11 protein-coding genes are annotated in these 17,205 nt (G+C 59.8%); 7 read left to right on the top strand and 4 right to left on the bottom strand.

What is annotated here, in order from left to right:
• Positions 1-165: 165 nt before the first annotated feature.
• The gene (locus F7D08_RS02630) at positions 166-1,752 is read right to left on the bottom strand and encodes an MFS transporter (protein WP_226803269.1); all 1,587 of its coding nucleotides are present in this window, start codon (positions 1,750-1,752) and stop codon (positions 166-168) included.
• Positions 1,753-2,096: 344 nt separating this feature from the next.
• Here F7D08_RS02630 and F7D08_RS02625 point away from each other — a divergent pair, with 344 nt between their 5' ends.
• Entirely contained in the window at positions 2,097-7,025 is a 4,929-nt protein-coding gene (locus tag F7D08_RS02625) for an Ig-like domain-containing protein (protein ID WP_152209156.1), read from the top strand.
• Positions 7,026-7,121: 96 nt separating this feature from the next.
• Here F7D08_RS02625 and F7D08_RS02620 read toward each other — a convergent pair whose 3' ends face one another.
• Entirely contained in the window at positions 7,122-8,099 is a 978-nt protein-coding gene (locus F7D08_RS02620; protein WP_152209155.1) for a metallophosphoesterase, read from the bottom strand.
• A gap of 314 nt (positions 8,100-8,413) precedes the next feature.
• Here F7D08_RS02620 and F7D08_RS02615 point away from each other — a divergent pair, with 314 nt between their 5' ends.
• The 3 genes from F7D08_RS02615 to F7D08_RS02605 all read left to right on the top strand — a co-directional run bounded on the left by F7D08_RS02615 (position 8,414) and on the right by F7D08_RS02605 (position 11,516).
• Complete coding sequence (locus tag F7D08_RS02615; protein ID WP_152209154.1) at positions 8,414-9,733, top strand: ABC transporter substrate-binding protein; 1,320 nt, start codon at positions 8,414-8,416, stop codon at positions 9,731-9,733.
• 90 nt (positions 9,734-9,823) lie between these two features.
• Positions 9,824-10,726: a carbohydrate ABC transporter permease gene (locus F7D08_RS02610; protein ID WP_226803267.1), complete on the top strand. Its 903-nt coding sequence runs from the start codon at positions 9,824-9,826 to the stop codon at positions 10,724-10,726.
• Entirely contained in the window at positions 10,716-11,516 is an 801-nt protein-coding gene (locus tag F7D08_RS02605; protein ID WP_152209152.1) for a carbohydrate ABC transporter permease, read from the top strand. The genes F7D08_RS02610 and F7D08_RS02605 overlap by 11 nt, the downstream gene beginning before the upstream one ends.
• Before the next feature lie 111 nt (positions 11,517-11,627).
• Here F7D08_RS02605 and F7D08_RS02600 read toward each other — a convergent pair whose 3' ends face one another.
• Together F7D08_RS02600 and ahpC are read right to left on the bottom strand one after the other, a co-directional pair.
• Positions 11,628-13,526, bottom strand: a complete 1,899-nt coding sequence (locus tag F7D08_RS02600) for an FAD-dependent oxidoreductase (protein WP_152209151.1) — start codon at positions 13,524-13,526, stop codon at positions 11,628-11,630.
• 68 nt (positions 13,527-13,594) lie between these two features.
• Positions 13,595-14,158, bottom strand: coding sequence for an alkyl hydroperoxide reductase subunit C (gene ahpC / locus F7D08_RS02595; RefSeq protein ID WP_100493703.1), 564 nt, complete (start codon positions 14,156-14,158; stop codon positions 13,595-13,597).
• A gap of 407 nt (positions 14,159-14,565) precedes the next feature.
• Between ahpC and F7D08_RS02590 the strand changes: the two genes are divergently transcribed.
• The 3 genes from F7D08_RS02590 (at position 14,566) to F7D08_RS02580 (ending at position 17,129) form a co-directional block, all read left to right on the top strand.
• A complete protein-coding gene (locus F7D08_RS02590; RefSeq protein WP_152209311.1) occupies positions 14,566-15,204 on the top strand; it encodes a carbonic anhydrase in 639 nt (212 codons plus the stop codon).
• Positions 15,205-15,239: 35 nt separating this feature from the next.
• The gene (locus tag F7D08_RS02585) at positions 15,240-16,562 is read left to right on the top strand and encodes a hemolysin family protein (RefSeq protein ID WP_193316162.1); all 1,323 of its coding nucleotides are present in this window, start codon (positions 15,240-15,242) and stop codon (positions 16,560-16,562) included.
• Between the two features lie 87 nt (positions 16,563-16,649).
• A complete protein-coding gene (locus tag F7D08_RS02580) occupies positions 16,650-17,129 on the top strand; it encodes a Dps family protein (protein WP_152209149.1) in 480 nt (159 codons plus the stop codon).
• Positions 17,130-17,205: the final 76 nt, after the last annotated feature.

Below are 17,205 nucleotides of genomic sequence, written 5' to 3'. Positions count from 1 at the left end.
ATTTCTTTTCTTGATGTTTGCAAAACAAACCATATCACAAATCTTATCGTTGAGATTATTTGGTGATTCGGCGTGTCGCGAATCGGTAAAAACCGGTACCGATTGCGCAATACCGCAATAAAAAAGCTCCCCCACGTACAGGGGAGCTGAATATGAAAAGCCCGATCAGCCTTTATGCGTCACATTGATGACGTTGTTGTGACCCCAGCACTGTTCATACGGCATACCGGTGAGACTCTCGACCAACGCGCGCGTTTCAGGCGTCACGTCGTCCATCGACCCGCCTGCGCGCAATCGATCGATCTCATCAAGCAGCAGTTCGTGGTTTTCGCGATTGAGCTTCAGCCGGAACGTAAAGACAATGCCCACGACGCAGATCACAATCGGCACGAACGAGAACAGGCATGCGAGCGCCAATACCGTCTGCGGTGGCTGCGATTGCGCACCTTCCACGAACCCGGTCGCCTCCAGCACCAAGCCGATCACAATTGTCTCCGCAGAGGAGAAGATATCGTCGATGGTCGAATTAATGGCGGCGTACTGGCCTTCGCGGCGCTTCGAGGTGATGATTTCATCCACATCCGGAATGAACGTATACGTGTACTGGGTGGCGTTCACCACACCGGTGATGCCGAAATTCATGAACAGGCCGAGACCGATGTAGAGCACGGCGCGCGTGCCAGCCGGGATGTGGCTTGCGACCATCGCCAGCATGAACATCGCCAGGAATACGAAAATCACCTCGATGCCGCCTAAACGGTAGGCGCGTGGGCCACCGATTTTCGCGGTGATCCACATGAAAAAGCCGACGCAGGCGATGCCGAACAGCAGATTGACGCCGGTGGCGAGGGAGACGGTTTGCGGGTCGAGCAACAGCACGAAAATCACGAAGTACGTATTCAGTGTGCCGCGCACTGTGCGGAACATCTCCTCCGACAAGTACAAACCAAGATAGTTGCGGAATTCCTTGACCTTGAGCACCGAAAGGAAGTTCCACACCACCGAAACCAGACGTTTGCCGATGCCGATATGCGTCTCACCATCGCTACCGGCCGTCCCATCTGCGGACGACACGTTGGTGGATTCGTCGAACGGACGCTCCTGAATCGACAGGAAGCCCAGCATCAGCACTGCGGTGCCGATAATGCCGTACAGCAACGCCATGTTGAAGTATGATTCCCAGTTGTCCTTGCCCCAGATGGTGAACAGGTACACGTTGAGCACCGAGAGGAAGGTGCCGCCGATGGCGCCGGCGATCTGGTTGACGCCGACAAGTTGCGCGCGCTGGCTCGGGTTCTCGGTCATTTCGCTGGGCAGGCCGTACTGCACGGTGGTGATTCCGGCGAAGAACGCCCAATACAGCAGGTTGGCGAAGAAGTAGACCGCAATCGGCAGATTTGGAATCCACAACAGCAGGTAGAACACGAAGTTCGCCGGGATGGCGAAAATCAGGATTGAGCGTCGGCGTCCAAAACGACGGCCGAGCGCATTGTGATACATACGGTCGGAGATATAGCCCCACACTGGGCCGATCACCGAGGCCACGATCTTGCCGGCGGCTATAAGCACCGCCGTAACAGCCATCGATACGTTCAGAAACGTGGTGAAGTAGAACATCTGCCACGTCACAATCATCGTCTGCATCACATACGACAGCGAGAATGTGGCGTAACCAAGCTTGGCCTTCCATGAGAGCATGGCATCTACCGTATCGGTAGCAGATGCGGCACGCTGGGATCGCAATGACATCATCGTCCTTTCCTCTTCAAACCTATCGGCGTATGGATGTTGGTGAAGCCCTGCTGCCTTGCAGTTGATGCTCAGTCCGACACGCCGATGTCATGCGCTGACTTCAGTATAAAGCATTTTCCATCATCGTTAAGATTTAAGCGCGTTTTAAGGATATACAGAACTCTGCAATACCAACATTTTTATTAATCTCATCGTTAAGATGCTATGATGTGTTCTGTCAATGACGAATCACCTCGGCACCAACCTCACGCGGGAAGCCAAGGCCATACGTTCCGGTTGGCGCGTCCGATGTCGGGCGGACCAACCGAGCCACCCACATCATCCAAAGCCACGGAGGTCTTACGATGACAACAACCAACCGCCCGGAGACCAGCGAGACGCTGACCGGACGCTCCAACAACTTCAACTCGGGCTGGCGGTTCTTCCGCGGCACCCCGAATGGCGCCGAACGCCCCGGATTCGACGACTCCGACTGGCGCAACGTCAACCTGCCCCATGATTACGGCGTGGAAGGCAAGTTCTCCCGCAACGCCCGCGCCACCGTCGGCTACCTCAAGGTGGGCGAAGGCTGGTATCGCAAGACCTTCACCGCTCCGGCCGAGCTCGCCGGCAAATACGTCACTCTGGATTTCGACGGCGCCATGGATCGCGCCGAAATCTGGCTCAACGGCGAGAAAGTAGCCGAGCATCACTACGGTTACACGAACTTCGCCATTGATCTGACCGGCAAGATCAAGCCCGGCGAAGTCAACGTGCTCACCGTCCGCACCAACAACGAGGAGCCGAGCTCCCGCTGGTACGCTGGCGCAGGCCTCTACCGCGACGTGACGCTGACCGTCACCGATCCGGTGCACGTGGCCCGCTTCGGCACCCAAATCACTACCCCGACGCTTGAGGAAGACGTCAAGAACGGCCACGCCACCGTCGCCATCTCCACCATCGTGGCCAATGGCACCGACGCCGACGCCGCAGTCACCCTGCGCCAGGAAATCCTCGACGCCAACGGCACTGTGGTCGCCGCCGGCGCTACCGCAGTCACCGTGCCCGCCAACACCCCGGACACCACCAAGGCCGCAGCCGCTTATGATGCCGCCGAAGCCCCGAACCGCTTCTCCACCACGCTCTCGGTTGCCGAACCGCACCTGTGGAGCACCGCCGACCCGTACCAGTACACGTTGCGCACCACCGTGCTCGGTGCCGACGGCAACGCCGTGGACACCACCGAAACCAAGTTCGGCCTGCGCTGGATCACCCTCGACCCGAAGCGCGGCCTGTTTCTTAACGGTGTGAACATGCGCGCCCTCGGCATGTGCATGCACCACGACCTCGGCTCCCTGGGTGCGGCCACCTACCGCCGTGCCGTGGTCCGTCAGCTCGAAATCCTGCAGGATGCCGGCGTGAACGCCATCCGCACCTCGCACAACCCCTGCTCCAAGGTATGGGCCGAGGAGTGCAGCCGCATGGGCTTCCTGCTGCTCGAAGAGCTCACCGACATGTGGACCGCTCCGAAGAACCGCAACGACTACTCCAACTACTTCTCCCAGGACTACCCCGAAGACCTCGCCGCCATGATTCTGCGCGACCGCAACGAGCCGGCTGTGTTCATGTGGGGCATGGGTAACGAGGTGGCCTGGCAGGAGAAGGAGATTCCGATCGCCGCCGACCTGACCCGTCGCTGCCACCTGCTTGACCCGACCCGCCCGAACTCCGTGAATGACGCCTCCTACCTGTCCAAGGGCATCGACGGCATTGGCAACAAGATTCACGAGCAGATGGATGTGCGCGGCTACTCCTACATCAATCGCGATCAGATGGAGAAGGTGCATGAGAAGCACCCGAACGACGTGATCCTGAACTCCGAATCCGGCAACTGCACGCCATGCCGCGGCTTCTACGTGCACCCGACGATTCTCACCGACGAATGGCAGCTACGCGGCCGCGACTACCCGTTCGCCAAGGGCCGCCAGCCGTGGAAGGAAGACACCTACGAGATCTCCGACTACAACGTGACCACCAACCGTGGCTACCCGCTGGATATCGCATTCGATCGCTTGGTGAATCTTGAGTTCAACGTCGGCGAGTTCGCATGGACCGGCTTCGACTACATCGGCGAGCCCGCTCCGTACATCTCCAACTTCTACTGGAACAAGCCGGATATGCCGGAATCCGATGGCACCGTGCTGGCTCCGTTGCGCTCCTACTACGGCATGGTGGATACCGCCGGCTTCCCGAAGAACCCGTGGTGGCTGTACAAGGCGTTGTGGACCGACCCTGATGACGCTCCGGTCGTGCACCTGCTGCCGCACTGGAACTGGGAGCAGGGCGAATCCGTGGCCGTGTGGGCCTACACCAACGCCGCTTCCGCCGAACTGTTCCTCAACGGCAAGTCCCTTGGCAAGCGTGAATTCGAATCGCATCAGGCCACCTTCCATCTGAGCAACAAGTACGCGGACAAGCCGTTCGAGTACCGCTACCAGAAGGATGGCAACGAGCCCAAGCAGCTCACCCTGCAGTGGGAGGTGCCGTTCGAGCCGGGCACGGTTGAGGTTGTGGCCTACGACAAGGCCGGCCATGTGGTGGCCCGCGATTCCATCACCACTGCCGGTGCCCCGGCTGGCATCAAGCTCATTCCGGACCGCCATGTCATCGACGGCGACGGCCATGATCTGAGCTTCATCGAAGCCGATGTAATCGACGACGCCGGTGTGATTGTGCCGCGCGCCAACAACGAGATCACCTTCCATGTGGAGAACGGCACGCTGCTCGGTACCGACAACGGCTACCAGGCCAACACCGAACCGTTGCAGTCCCCCGTGCACTCCGCCTACTCCGGCAAGGTGCTCGCCATCGTGGCTTCTGACGGCTCCGGCAAGCCGATCCGCGTCACCGCCACCGCCAAGGGATTGAAGGCCGATACCGTGAACGTATTCATCACTGAGGCCCTGCCGGCCGATGCCGACGCACTGGAAGCTCGCGGCGTGGCCGTCCGCGTCCGTGCTGGTGAGACCGCGGTACTGCCGCAGACCGTCGCAGTGCTGAAGGCCGACAACACCACGGCCGAGGCTGCCGTGACTTGGCAGGATTCCTCCCTGGCCAGCGATGTGCAGGCCGCTGCAGCCAAGTCTGGTGCACAGTCGTTCACGGTGACTGGCGAGGCTGCTGGTCTGCCGGTCACCGCAACAGTGACTGTAGCGCACCCGGTTGCCGCTCGCCCGGCTTCTCTGGCCGCCCCGGCTGGTTCTGCACCTGCTCTGCCTGCCAAGGCACTGGTTGTCTTTGATGATGGCAGCGCCGTCGACGCTCCGGTGGCTTGGGATGCCGCCGATGCCGACTGGAGCAAGGCCGGCACTGTGGTGCTGGACGGCACTGTCGAGGACTATGATCTGCCGACCAGCGTGAGCGTGCGCCTGACCGATGGCGAAGCCACCGCGCATGACACCACTGACCTCGCGTCCGTGACTGTGGACGGCAAGCCTGTTGAGTTCGATGATCAGCATCGTGCAGTGCTGCATCGCGCCTACACTGCCGGCGCTCCGGCTATCAGCGTCGAGGCTGCCGACAATGCCGTGGCGTACGTGGTGCCACCGTTCAATTACCCGTATGGCTCCTACGTGATTCGCGTCACTTCCGAGGACGGCGAGCAGCATGCCGCATACGCGCTTGACCTGGATGTGCCGCCGGCACCGGTTGCCGAAGTCACCGTGGTACCTCCTACCTTCACCCTCGCTGAGGATGAGACCACTGATCTTGCGGTGTCCGCCACCGACGAGACCGGTGCCGCCATCGAGCTGGGCGAAGGAAGCGAAGCCGCAATCACGTTTGCTTCCAGCGACGAATCCGTGGCTGGCGTGGATGGCAATGGCATCGTGACCGGCCGCCTGTCCGGTACTGCGAATGTGACCGCCACCGTCACGTATGGTGGAGTCTCCAAGACCAGCACCCCGGCCATCGTGACCGTTGCTGAGGGTGCCGAGCCGAAGCAGCCTGCTGATGTTCAGGTTCCAGCCGTGCGCACAATGGCAGGCGTTGTGCCTGCATTGCCCGCTACCGTAACCGTCAACTTCGATCACGGTGTCGCCGCACCACTGCCAGTCGCGTGGGAAACCGTGCCGGCTGCTGCCTACGATCACGCTGGCGAAGTGACTGTTGCCGGCAAGGTGACTCGTTTCGATCTGGAGGTGAGCGTCACGGTGCAGGTTGTGGAAGTGCTCGCCGTGCAGTCCGTGGCATTGGCCACCATCACCGGCATCGAACCGCTGGTTGGCGAAGCCGCTCCTGAAGTTACCGTCTACTGGTCCGATGGCGCCAAGGAACAGCGTGCAGTGACCTGGGCCAAGCCTGAAGCTTCGCTCTACCGCAATGCCGGCGAGTTCACCGTGCTGGGCGACGTCGAAGGCCTTGAGCAGAAGGCCATCGCACACGTCCGTGTGACCGATGACTACGTGCAGAACCGCGACCTGTTCTCCTACCGCAACGACGTGTACCCGCAGGTGCGCGCCTCCTACACGAACCCGGATCCGAAGGCTCAGGAGGATGCCTCACTGCTGATGGATGGCATCGTCTCCTATACGCCGCGCGTTGGCTACAACCTGAAGAACCGCTGGTCCACGTTCGGCGACCCGTCCAACACCGCTTGGCTGGAGTACCGCTTCGGTTACGGCGAGGAAGTGCCGTTCATGCTCAACTCCTTCACCGTCTACTACTGCCTTGACGGCGAGGATGTGGCACTGCCGGAGTCCGTGGCTGTGGACTATCTGGCCGCCGACGGCTCCTGGCAGCCGGTGCACGGGCTGAAGGTCTCCTCCAACCCGGTGGAGCAGACCAATGACGCCGCTTGGGTGTACGCCACCGTTGGCGATAAGCCTGGTTCCTCGATGAGCTCGAACGGTGACGAAACCACCTACTCCTTCGATATGGTGCGTACGTCTCGTATCAAGATCACGTTCACGTCCGCCGAAGGCAAGTGCGTGGCCATCACCGAGGTGCGTGGCGATGCTCGCATTCCGGCACAGCACAACGAAGCTGCGCTCGCCGGACTCTTGGTGGATGGCAAGCCGGTGGATGGCTTCGACCCGGCGGTTGAGCAGTACTCGGTGTCTGTTGCCGGTGATGAAGCGCCTGAAGTGCAGGCATTGCCGGGCGATGACAACGCCGCAGTAACCGTGGTCAATACCTTGGCCGCGAACGGCGAGGCCCAGGTCATCGTAACCTCCGAGGATGGCGTTGCCACCCGCACCTACCACGTCGTAGCTGCTTCTCAGGAAGCGAGGTGATGCCCTATTAGCTCATTCATTCCATTCCTAGCTTGGTAAATGTCAAGGCCCTTCCGGTTCGTCTGAGCTGGAAGGGCCTTTTGTGCAGCATTGCGACTAATCGGCACTGGAATCAGGGGCAATCAGAGCCGGAGTAATCAGTACCTGATCTGCGTCGGCAACAATTCCGCGCAACAGCACCAGATTGCAGCTGTAATTGGCCGCCCATGAATACGTCAGATCGCGCGCGTGCAACGGATCCTGATTGCGCGAATGAGCCCCGGCAATGGATACCGGCACCCCGGCAAACGTAGCGAAGGAAGACAGATGCACATGACCGCACAGTATTGCGCGCACGCGGCCACGCACCACCGGTGCCAACCGCGCAGCATCCTCGGGATGCATATGCCACAAACGCGCACGATCTTGCCACGGTGCCACAGGTGGGTGATGCATCACCAGAACCGTGCTGACTGTCGAATCATCCACGGCAGCACCACCAGCAGTCTCGCTCAATAACCCATCCAGCCAAGCTAACTGTTCATCAAGCACCGTTCCCTGATCATCGGTGATATCCGGAATACTGGTATCCAGCACAATCACGCGCACGATATTGCCATCAGTACCGGGCACCGCCAGCACATAATCCACCGGATCATGCGGCGAATCGGAGCGAAGCGCAAATCGCACACGAGAATCACCTTCAGCCTGAGCAGCCACTGCCGGCAACAGTACCTCGCGGAAAGCTGCGCGATCGTCATGATTGCCCATCGCATACACCGCAGGGCAACCGAGCTGATTGGCGAGCGCCTGCGTATGGTTACGCACATAGCGGTACGCTTCGCGTGCGCGCTCGCCTACTTCGGCATCGCAGATATCGCCGCTGACGGCAATGAGATTCGGCCGCAATCCTGATGCGGCGATACGCGCACAGTCCGCGTCAAAGGCAGCGCGTGCATCGTACTGAGGATTTGGACGGGCCGGGTTCGTGCCGGCCGCGGATATATGCGTATCGCTCAAGTGGATAATCAGCGCATCATCCCGGTCATATCGTTCCTGCTGATCTGCCGCCACATGCTGCTGTAATTCGCTCATAGTTTTTCGTTTCCCCTCCAAATCAAGCCTATAGTGCAAGTTTTCGGCCACTGTTCATCATGACAACGAATGCGAATCCCCGCACCACAAGCCACTGTGAGCTAGGGCACAGTCCACTAACTGTTCATATTGGGGACTTGTTATCGTTCCCAACTGCCTCCCCACGATTCACTCTGGACTGTTAAACCAGTTGCCGGCTGGGGGATGAATGCAATGTTCATTTCTCACCAGATAAGTTGCCTATCACGTCATTCGTAATCACCATCAACAACCTATGTATAGGCAGCTTCATTGTGAATAGAAGGGGAATCATCATGAAGAAACGCACGCTTACCGCCGCCGTCGCAGCGGTAACCGCCTTGCTGATGCTTGCCTCCGGCTGCGGCTCTTCACAGAGCAGCGCCACTGCAGGCGATGACGGCAAGGTGGAGCTTACCTGGTACTACCCTGTCAACGTGGGTGGCGCCATCACCCAGACGATCGAGGGTCTGGCCGCGCAGTACACCAAGGAACACCCGAACGTGACCATCAAGCCGGTGTACACCGGTGACTACGACGAGACCCGCACCAAGGTGCAGGCCGCCGTGCAGGCCAAGAAGCTGCCTGATATCGCCGTCTCGCTGTCTTCCGAACTGTTCATCTACCGCGACATGGGCGCCATCCAGCCGCTTGACGACCTGATCAAGGCCGATTCCGACGGCCAGAAGTACCTGGACGACTTCTACCCGGCCTACCTGAAGAACTCCCAGGCCGATGGCCAGACCTGGTCCATCCCGTTCCAGCGCAGCACCGTCGTGATGTACTACAACAAGGATTTGTTCAAGCAGGCCGGCCTGGACCCGAACAAGCCGCCGACCAGCTGGGATGAGCTGCGTGAATACGCCAAGAAGCTCACCATCGACGGCAAGCAGTGGGGCGTTGAGCTGCCCTCCACGGTGAGCACCTACTGGATCTTCCAGGCGCTGGCCATGCAGGCGGGCTCCGAAGGCAAGAACATCATGAGCAACGACGGCAAGAAGGCCTACTTCGACACCTCGGAAGACGTCGAGGCGCTGAAGTTCATGACCGAACTGTCCCAGAAGGACAAGGTCATGCCGACGGGCACCATTGATTGGAAGACCTCGCCGAACGACTTCATCAATGGCAAGACCGCCATGCTGTACCAGACCACCGGCAACCTGACCAACATCAAGAAGAACGCCAAGTTCGACTTCGGCGTGGCCTTCCTGCCGGGCAACAAGCGCTTCGCCACCCCAACCGGCGGCGGCAACTTCTACCTGTTCAAGGGCATTCCGGAATCCCACAAGAAGGCCGCATGGGACTTCATCCGCTGGATGACCACCCCTGAGCGTGCAGCCAAGTGGAGCATCGACACCGGCTACGTCGCACCGTCCAAGAGCGCGTACGACACCAAGCTGATGAAGGACTACATTGCCGGCTTCCCGCAGGCCGCTGTGGCCCGCGACCAGCTGAAGTACGCGGACAAGGAGCTCTCCACCCACAACAACGGCCAGGTTATGCAGGCGTTGAATGACGCCGTGCAGGCCGCCGTCACCGGCGAGAAGACCCCTGAGCAGGCGTTGAAGGACGCACAGGCCAAGGCCGATCAAGCCCTCGCCCCGTTCAACAAGTAAGCCATCATCAGTGTCTATTGCATCCGACCGCCCGCGCCGTTCCCTGCGGGCGGTCGTTTGCAATCGGCATATGCATGGAAGGCATTAATCGTGAAGCAATCAACAACTATTCGCCGCCGCAGTGAAGTCAGGCAGGCGCTTACCGCCGCCGCACTGCTGCTGCCGTCGTTCCTGTTCCTCGCGGTGTTCACCATCTTCCCCATCGGCCGCACCTTGGATAAGAGCCTGTACAAGACCGACCTGGCATTGCCCGAGCCGGAGTTCGTGGGGCTCGGCAACTACCAAGGGTTGCAATCCGATCAGGTGTTCTGGACCGTTCTCGGCAACTCGCTGATCTATGTCGTGTTCATTGTGCCGTTCAGCGTGGCACTGGCCTTGGTGATGGCCATGATGGTCAACCGCACGTTTATTGGCAATTCGCTGGTGCGCGGCCTGTTCTTCTACCCAGTGATTCTCCCGCTGGTGGCTGTGGCCAATATCTGGCTGTATCTGTATTCCACGGATGGCGTAATCAGCCAGGTGCTATCGGCGGCTCATCTGATGGATCAAAGCCCCTTAAGCAACAGTGGCACGGTGAAAGCCGCCATCATCGTGATGCTGGTGTGGAAAGACGCCAGCTTCTACATGGTCTTTTACCTCGCCGCCCTGAAGAACCTGCCGCAGGATGTGTTTGAGGCGGCCGCGCTGGATGGCGCACATGGCTGGAAGATGTTCCGTTACATGACCTTCCCGCTGCTGATGCCCACCACGATGTTCTGCCTCATCATGTCTACCGCAGACGCGTTCCACCTGATCGATCACCTCATCGTGATGACCCAAGGCGGTCCGAACAATTCCAGTGCATCGCTGCTGTACTACATCTACCAAGTCTCGTTCCAGTTCGTGGATGGCAGCAAAGCGTCCGCAGTCACCGCAGTGCTGCTGGTCATTCTGCTCATCATCTTCGGCGTGCAGATGGCCGCCACCGAAAGGAAGGCCGATTATGCAGACTGAAAATCATGCTCAGCGTGTGGCCAAAACCGTAGGTACTTGGCTGTTCGCATTCATATGGACCGTGCCGCTGATCTGGGTGGTATGGCGCTCGCTGCGCCCTGACGGCGGTGACGGCTATTCACTGGCAAACTATCAGTCGGCTTGGGCCACCGCGCCATTCCCCCGCTATTATCTCAATACGATTCTGATTGCCGTGGGCGTGCTGATCGCACAAATCATCACTTCCACGCTGGCCGCCTACGCTTTTGCGCGTCTCAGGTTCCCATTCAAGAACTTCCTGTTCGTGCTCTACCTGCTGCAAATCATGATTCCGAACGAGGTGCTGATCTTCCCGAACTACCAGACCGTGGCGGACTTCGGACTCGTCGATACGCTGCTCGGCATTATGATTCCGTACTTCCTTTCCGCGTTCGGCGTTTTCCTGTTGCGCCAGACGTTCCAGGGAGTTCCGATTGAGATTGAGGAAGCTGCGCGACTGGACGGCTGCAACACCCTGCAGGTGATCTGGCACTTCTATGTGCCGTTGGCCCGACCGACCTATGTGGCATTCGCACTGGTTTCCGCCAGCCACCAATGGAGCAACTTCCTGTGGCCACTGGTGGTGACCAATTCGCCAGAAAACCGTCCACTTTCGCTGGGTATGTCTCTGTTCGCGAAGACCACCGAAAGCAGTGCGCAGTGGGGTCAGCTTTCCGCGGCGACCATGCTGGTGATTGCTCCGCTGCTGATCGCGTTCTTCATCTTCCAGCGGCAGTTCATCTCCAGCTTCATGATGTCCGGCGTGAAGTGATTGGAGCAGCTACTACTGCTTGATGCAGTCGGTGCGGCAGCAGCCAAAAAGGCGATGCATTCACGTGAATGCATCGCCTTTTTTCTGCGCCATTCGGCTTAGGAACTATTCCTACGCGCCCAGCAAATCAAGCATCTGCGGGATGCTCTTCTTGCCGAATTCCACGGTCTGGCTGCCGTCGGACTTGTTGATTACGATGCAGGGCACGCTCATCGCACCATATTGGTCCTTCAGCTCGGGGAAGTGCGAGACATCGTAGGCTTCGGCGCGCACGTTCGAGTTGAGCGAGGCGATGCGTTGCGAGGCAAGCACGGTCTCCGGGCACATCGTGCAGGTCAGCGAGACCAGAATCATCACGTCGAGCGGACTGCTGATAGCGGCCGCACGCTCGCGCAAATCATCATCAAGCGGCTGGCCCGGGCCGGCCGCGTTGTAGAGGCCGAGTACGAACGAATTGAACTCGTGGCCGGATGGTACGCCATGGAAGGCAAGGCCGCTAAAGGTGAACTTGCCGTCATCGCCAGCAGTGCAGATGCGCACAGCCGGGCGGGCCAGTGGCATTGCAGCGGCAACATCAAACTCAGCACGGCCGGAGTCATCCAGTGAACCATAGGTGGGCAGCGCAGCATCATCAGCTGGCAACGTCACCTCAAGCGGCTCCCCCACTACCAAGCTGGCGGGCGCGGACTCACCATCAATTGCGGTGATCAAGCCATCGGCACCGACGGCCACCGAATTGAGCTTACCGCCGGACAGGGCCACCATCTCACCGATAAAGCCCTGCAATTCCGTGGAAAGCGGGGTGTTGTCAAGTTCCAGAGTCAGCGTCACTGGGCGGGCCATGCGGCCGAATACCACGCCAAGCTGCTGCTTGATGGCGGCGGAGAACAACTCCCCCGGCTTCTTGGCGGTTTGCGCGGCAGCTGCGGCGACATCGGCACTGCGCTTCGCGAGCGCGGGCGCTGGAGTCGTGCCGGCGGTCGCAGTCTTAGCGGCCGCATCGGCTTCAGCCTGCTCGTAGGCGGACGCGGTCGGACGCGGCGGCACCAGGCCGGTTTTCTCGCTCAGCTGCTTGGCGTAGCGCTCCAGTTCCACAGCGGCGATGGCGCCATCGGCGGTGGCGGTGACCACCTGGCGCAGGTTCTTCACGCGCAGGTCGCCTGCCGCATACACACCGGGCACCGAAGTCTCCAGATAGCCATGGGTGACCACGTAACCATGATCATCGAGTTCCACCACACCGCGCACCAGGTCGGTGGCAGGCACGTAGCCGGCGAATACGAAGACGCCGAACGTGCCGTTATCGGCCGGCTTCCAAGTTTCGGTTTCGTCGGTCTCACGGTTCAGAATCGTGGCCTCACGCAAGCCGCCCTGGCCTGCGGTGACGCCCTTGAGCTCGACGTTGTAGCGCACGTCGATCTTCGGATTGTTCTTGGCCTCGGCAGCCACGGAAGCATCGCAGGTGAAGTCGGGCTCGCGCACGAGCACGGTGACCTTGGACGCATATTTGGTCAGGAACACGGATTCCTCGGCCGCTGCGAAACCACCACCGACCACGAGCACTTCCTTGCCGGTGAAGAACTCACCGTCGCAAGTGGCGCAGTAGGCCACGCCACGGCCCGCATATTCGCGTTCGCCCTCGAAGCCGAGCTTGCGCGGGGAGGCACCGGTGGCGATGAGGATGCCAAATGTCTTGAGGTCGCCGCGCGAGGTGTGCACGGTTTTGATATCGCCTTCGACATCAAGCCCGGCGGCTTCCGCGGAAAGGAACTCGGCGCCGAAATCCTTGGCCTGCTGGCGCATGGTTTGGGTCAGCGCACGGCCAGTGGTGCGGCCGACGCCCGGATAGTTCACCACTTCGTTGGTGATGGTGATCTGCCCGCCGAAATCGTCCTTTTCGAGAATCAGCACACGGTAGCGAGCGCGGGCAAGGTAGAGGCCTGCGGTCAGACCGGCAGGTCCCCCGCCGATGACCACGACGTCATAGAGATTGTTGTTGGTTTGGGTCATAACGATGCTTTCTATAACAAGGAGGCTCCCTCATCAGAGGGAGCCTGAATTCTCACAAAATCAACAGGTCACAGCTGGCCGACGAGGTCGAGGCTGGGCTCGATGGTCTCCTCGCCCGGGGTCCAGTTGGCCGGGCAGACCTGGTCACCGTGCTCGTAGACGAACTGGGAGGCCTGCACGCGGCGCAGCAGCTCGTCGGCGTTACGACCGACGTTGGAGCTGGTGACCTCGTAGGCCACGACCTTGCCCTCAGGGTTGATGATGAAGTCGCCACGCTCGGCCATGCCGTCGGCCTCGTTGTAGGTGTCGAGGTCGCGGGCCAGCAGAGCGGTCGGATCGGCCAGCATCGGGTACTGGATCTTGGCGATCTTCTCGCTGGCGTCATGCCAGGCCTTGTGCACGAAGTGGGTGTCGCAGGAGACGGAGTAGATCTCGCAGCCGATCTTCTTGAATTCCTCGTACTTGTTGGCGAGGTCCTCGAGCTCGGTCGGGCACACGAAGGTGAAATCAGCCGGGTAGAAGAAGAACACGGACCAGTGGCCCAGCACGTCTTCCTTGGTCACCTCATGGAATTCGTTGTTCTGGAAAGCCTGTACTTTGAAATCGGTCAGTTCATGCTGCAGCAGAGTCATCATCGGTCCTTTCAGGAATCCTGTTGCATTACCGTTTTCTATCGTAACGTGGCAGCTGCGGCAACGTCTCTATGTTCCCTATGAGCCTTATCACAACCGTATTGCTGAATCCAGCGGCTTATTTTCACGAACTGTACCCAAATCACGAAAAATTAAGCCGGTACTACAGCACCGGCTACTATGGGGAGCAACAACAAGCCGATTATGGAGGTTTCATGACACAGTCGGACTTTGAAAACTTTGAACAGAACTTCGCGGCCGCATCGAGCGCAGCCGAATCCCCGCAATCCCAGCCGCAGCCAGTAGCAGCAACGCCGGAACCAGAAGCACAACCCGAACAGCCCTTGCAAACCTCTCCCTTGCCCAGCGAACTGCACGAATCCACCGCAAACGCCACATGGAGCCGCATGCTCCAGGGCAACAAGCGCTTCGCCGAGGGCAAGGCCGAGCACCCCTGGCAGGATAAGGAAACCCGCCACATGCTCACCGATGGCCAGAAGCCGGATGCCGCCGTGCTCTCCTGCTCCGACTCGCGCGTGCCCCCGGAAATCATCTTCGATCAAGGTCTGGGCGACCTGTTCACGGTGCGTACGGCCGGCCAGATGATCGATGACGCGGTGATTGCGTCGCTGGAATACGCGGTCAAGAAACTGCATGTAAGCCTGTTGTGCGTACTGGGTCACGGCCGCTGCGGCGCACTCGAGGTGGCCGAACGCGAGTTCAACGAATTGGTGCGCACCGTGACCGCCGAGGCCGAGGAATCCCAGGACTCCATCGAAGCCGAAGACATCATGGATGACTTGGATGAGCGCATCGCCCAATCCGATTCCATCGTGCTGCGTCAGGCCGGCATTTCCGTCTGGCAGGCGCGCGAAGCCGAGCTGGATTGCCTGGACGATATCGAGCGCGTGCACGTGGCGCACACCATCGAAGCTCTGGTGGACCGCTCCGAAGTCATCCAACAGGCGCTAGCCTCCGAACAATTGATGATCGTCGGCGCACGCTATCAGCTCGACACCGGTCGCGTCGAAGTGCTGAGCTTCTAAGGTAATTGACTCCCCACTCCCCTAGAGTTGGAGTCATGTCTGTTGGTTTAAACGTCCTCCTGATTTTCGTCTTTCTGGTCATCGGATCCGTGTTCTCCGGAACCGAGTTGGCACTGGTCTCACTGCGCGGCTCGCAGATTGAGCAGATGGAACAGGAGGACGCCCGCGGCGCGAAGGTCGCCAAAATCGCACGTGATCCGAACACGTTCCTTTCCACCGTGCAGATCGGCGTGACGCTCTCCGGCTTCCTGTCCGCCTCGTTCGGCGCCTCCTCCATCGCCCCATATCTGATTCCTACGGTGGAAAACTGGGGTGTACCGGTTGGCATTGCCGGCGGCTTGGTGAACATTGTGCTCACCTTGATTATTTCGTACTGCTCCATTGTGATTTCGGAGATGGTGCCGAAGCGTATCGCTATGCAGCGCACTGAGCAGATCGCACGTGCTGTGGTCCCTGCGATTGATGTGTTCGCCACAATCTGCCGTCCGATTATTTGGTTGATCGGCAAGAATACGAACGGCATTGTGCGCTTGCTTGGCTTCGACCCGCAGCAAACCGAGTCCGAGGTGTCCGACGATGAGCTGCGCGTGCTGGTGAGCTCCAACACCAATCTTTCCAAGGATGAACGCACGATTTTGGACGATGTGTTCGACGCTTCCGAAACCATCGTGGCCGAAGTGATGCGCCCGCGCGCCGACGTGGTGTTCATCGAAGGCGACCAGCCGATTGTCGAGGCCGCCGCATTCGTGCGCGACCAGCCGTACTCCCGCTATCCGGTGACCGGCAAGGATTTCGACGATGTGATCGGCTTCGTACACGTGCGCGATCTGCTGGACGTGCGTGACCCGAACGCCAAAACCGTACGCGATGTGGTTCGTGAAGGCATCTCCCTGCCCGGTACCTCCAAGCTGCTGCCGAGTTTGGAACTACTGCGTAAGCGTGGCATCCATCTGGCCGTGGTCATCGATGAATACGGCGGCACGGACGGCATCGTGACGCTTGAGGATATGACCGAGGAGCTCGTGGGCGATATTCGCGACGAGTATGATCTGCCTACCGAAAAGGGTGGCGAGCGGCGCCCGCGCACGGTGTTCGTGAACGGCGTGGCCACCATCGAAGCCAGCATGACCATTGAGGACTTCGCCGATCTGACCGGCATCGAACTTGAGGATGGCCCGTACGAGACGGTGGCCGGCTATTTCCTGGCCCACACCGGCAAGATGGGTGCCGTGGGCGACGTGCTGCATTCGGATGACGGCTACGACATGGTGGTCACTGAGGTGGACGGCCGCCGCATCGAAACCATCGAAGTACGTAAGGCCGGCGCCCCCGACCACGCACCAATTGCCGAAGCGTGATTATTCCCACGCTGGTTCCGGGCCTGTGGCAGCAGTAAACAGCCTAGACTGGAATGACTGTTCCCAAACATGAAAGGAAGGAATATCATGACACTTGCATTTGTGGTCCCGGGCCTCGATGAAGCGACCAGCGAGAAGGCCATTGCGATTCTGCAGAACCGTTTGAGCCAGGAGCAGGAGGCCGCTCTGGTGCTGAAGCACGCGCACTGGAATGTGACCGGCCCGAACTTCATCGCCGTGCACGAGATGCTCGACCCGGAGGTCGAGTCCGTGCTGGCTCAGGCCGACGAAACCGCCGAACGCATCGCCACGCTGGGCGGCACTCCGGATGGGCGCCCGGACGCGATCGTACGCAACCGCACGTGGAAGCCGTTCGATGTGGAAGGCCGCGCCGGCACCGAGGAATACCTCAAGGCGCTGATCGAGTACTACGACGCGTTCATCGCCGAAGACCGCAAGGCCGTGGCCGAACTGGATGAGCTGGACTTCGTAAGCTCCAACATCATTCAGGATCATGTCCAGCAGCTCGAGAAGTTCCAGTGGTTCATGCGCTCTCATCTGGCGTGAGTTCCAGCCTTACGCAGCCGCGACTGGTTTGCTAGCGGCTCTATACAGCGACTCTATTCGGGGAATGGAGTCGCTT

The organism is Bifidobacterium cebidarum (assembly GCF_009193305.1).
GTDB classification, from domain to species: Bacteria; Actinomycetota; Actinomycetes; order Actinomycetales; family Bifidobacteriaceae; genus Bifidobacterium; species Bifidobacterium cebidarum.
The sequence above is the reverse complement of the archived record's forward strand: the minus strand, read 5'-3'. Positions and strand labels throughout refer to the sequence as shown.

What these genes read in the sequence shown, in the direction of transcription:
- F7D08_RS02630 (WP_226803269.1), bottom strand. Translation starts at nt 1,752, where the DNA reads ATGATGTCATTGCGATCCCAGCGTGCCGCATCTGCTACCGATACGGTA.
- F7D08_RS02625 (WP_152209156.1), top strand. Translation starts at nt 2,097, where the DNA reads ATGACAACAACCAACCGCCCGGAGACCAGCGAGACGCTGACCGGACGC.
- F7D08_RS02620 (WP_152209155.1), bottom strand. Translation starts at nt 8,099, where the DNA reads ATGAGCGAATTACAGCAGCATGTGGCGGCAGATCAGCAGGAACGATAT.
- F7D08_RS02615 (WP_152209154.1), top strand. Translation starts at nt 8,414, where the DNA reads ATGAAGAAACGCACGCTTACCGCCGCCGTCGCAGCGGTAACCGCCTTG.
- F7D08_RS02605 (WP_152209152.1), top strand. Translation starts at nt 10,716, where the DNA reads ATGCAGACTGAAAATCATGCTCAGCGTGTGGCCAAAACCGTAGGTACT.
- F7D08_RS02600 (WP_152209151.1), bottom strand. Translation starts at nt 13,526, where the DNA reads ATGACCCAAACCAACAACAATCTCTATGACGTCGTGGTCATCGGCGGG.
- ahpC (WP_100493703.1), bottom strand. Translation starts at nt 14,158, where the DNA reads ATGACTCTGCTGCAGCATGAACTGACCGATTTCAAAGTACAGGCTTTC.
- F7D08_RS02590 (WP_152209311.1), top strand. Translation starts at nt 14,566, where the DNA reads ATGCTCCAGGGCAACAAGCGCTTCGCCGAGGGCAAGGCCGAGCACCCC.
- F7D08_RS02585 (WP_193316162.1), top strand. Translation starts at nt 15,240, where the DNA reads ATGTCTGTTGGTTTAAACGTCCTCCTGATTTTCGTCTTTCTGGTCATC.
- F7D08_RS02580 (WP_152209149.1), top strand. Translation starts at nt 16,650, where the DNA reads ATGACACTTGCATTTGTGGTCCCGGGCCTCGATGAAGCGACCAGCGAG.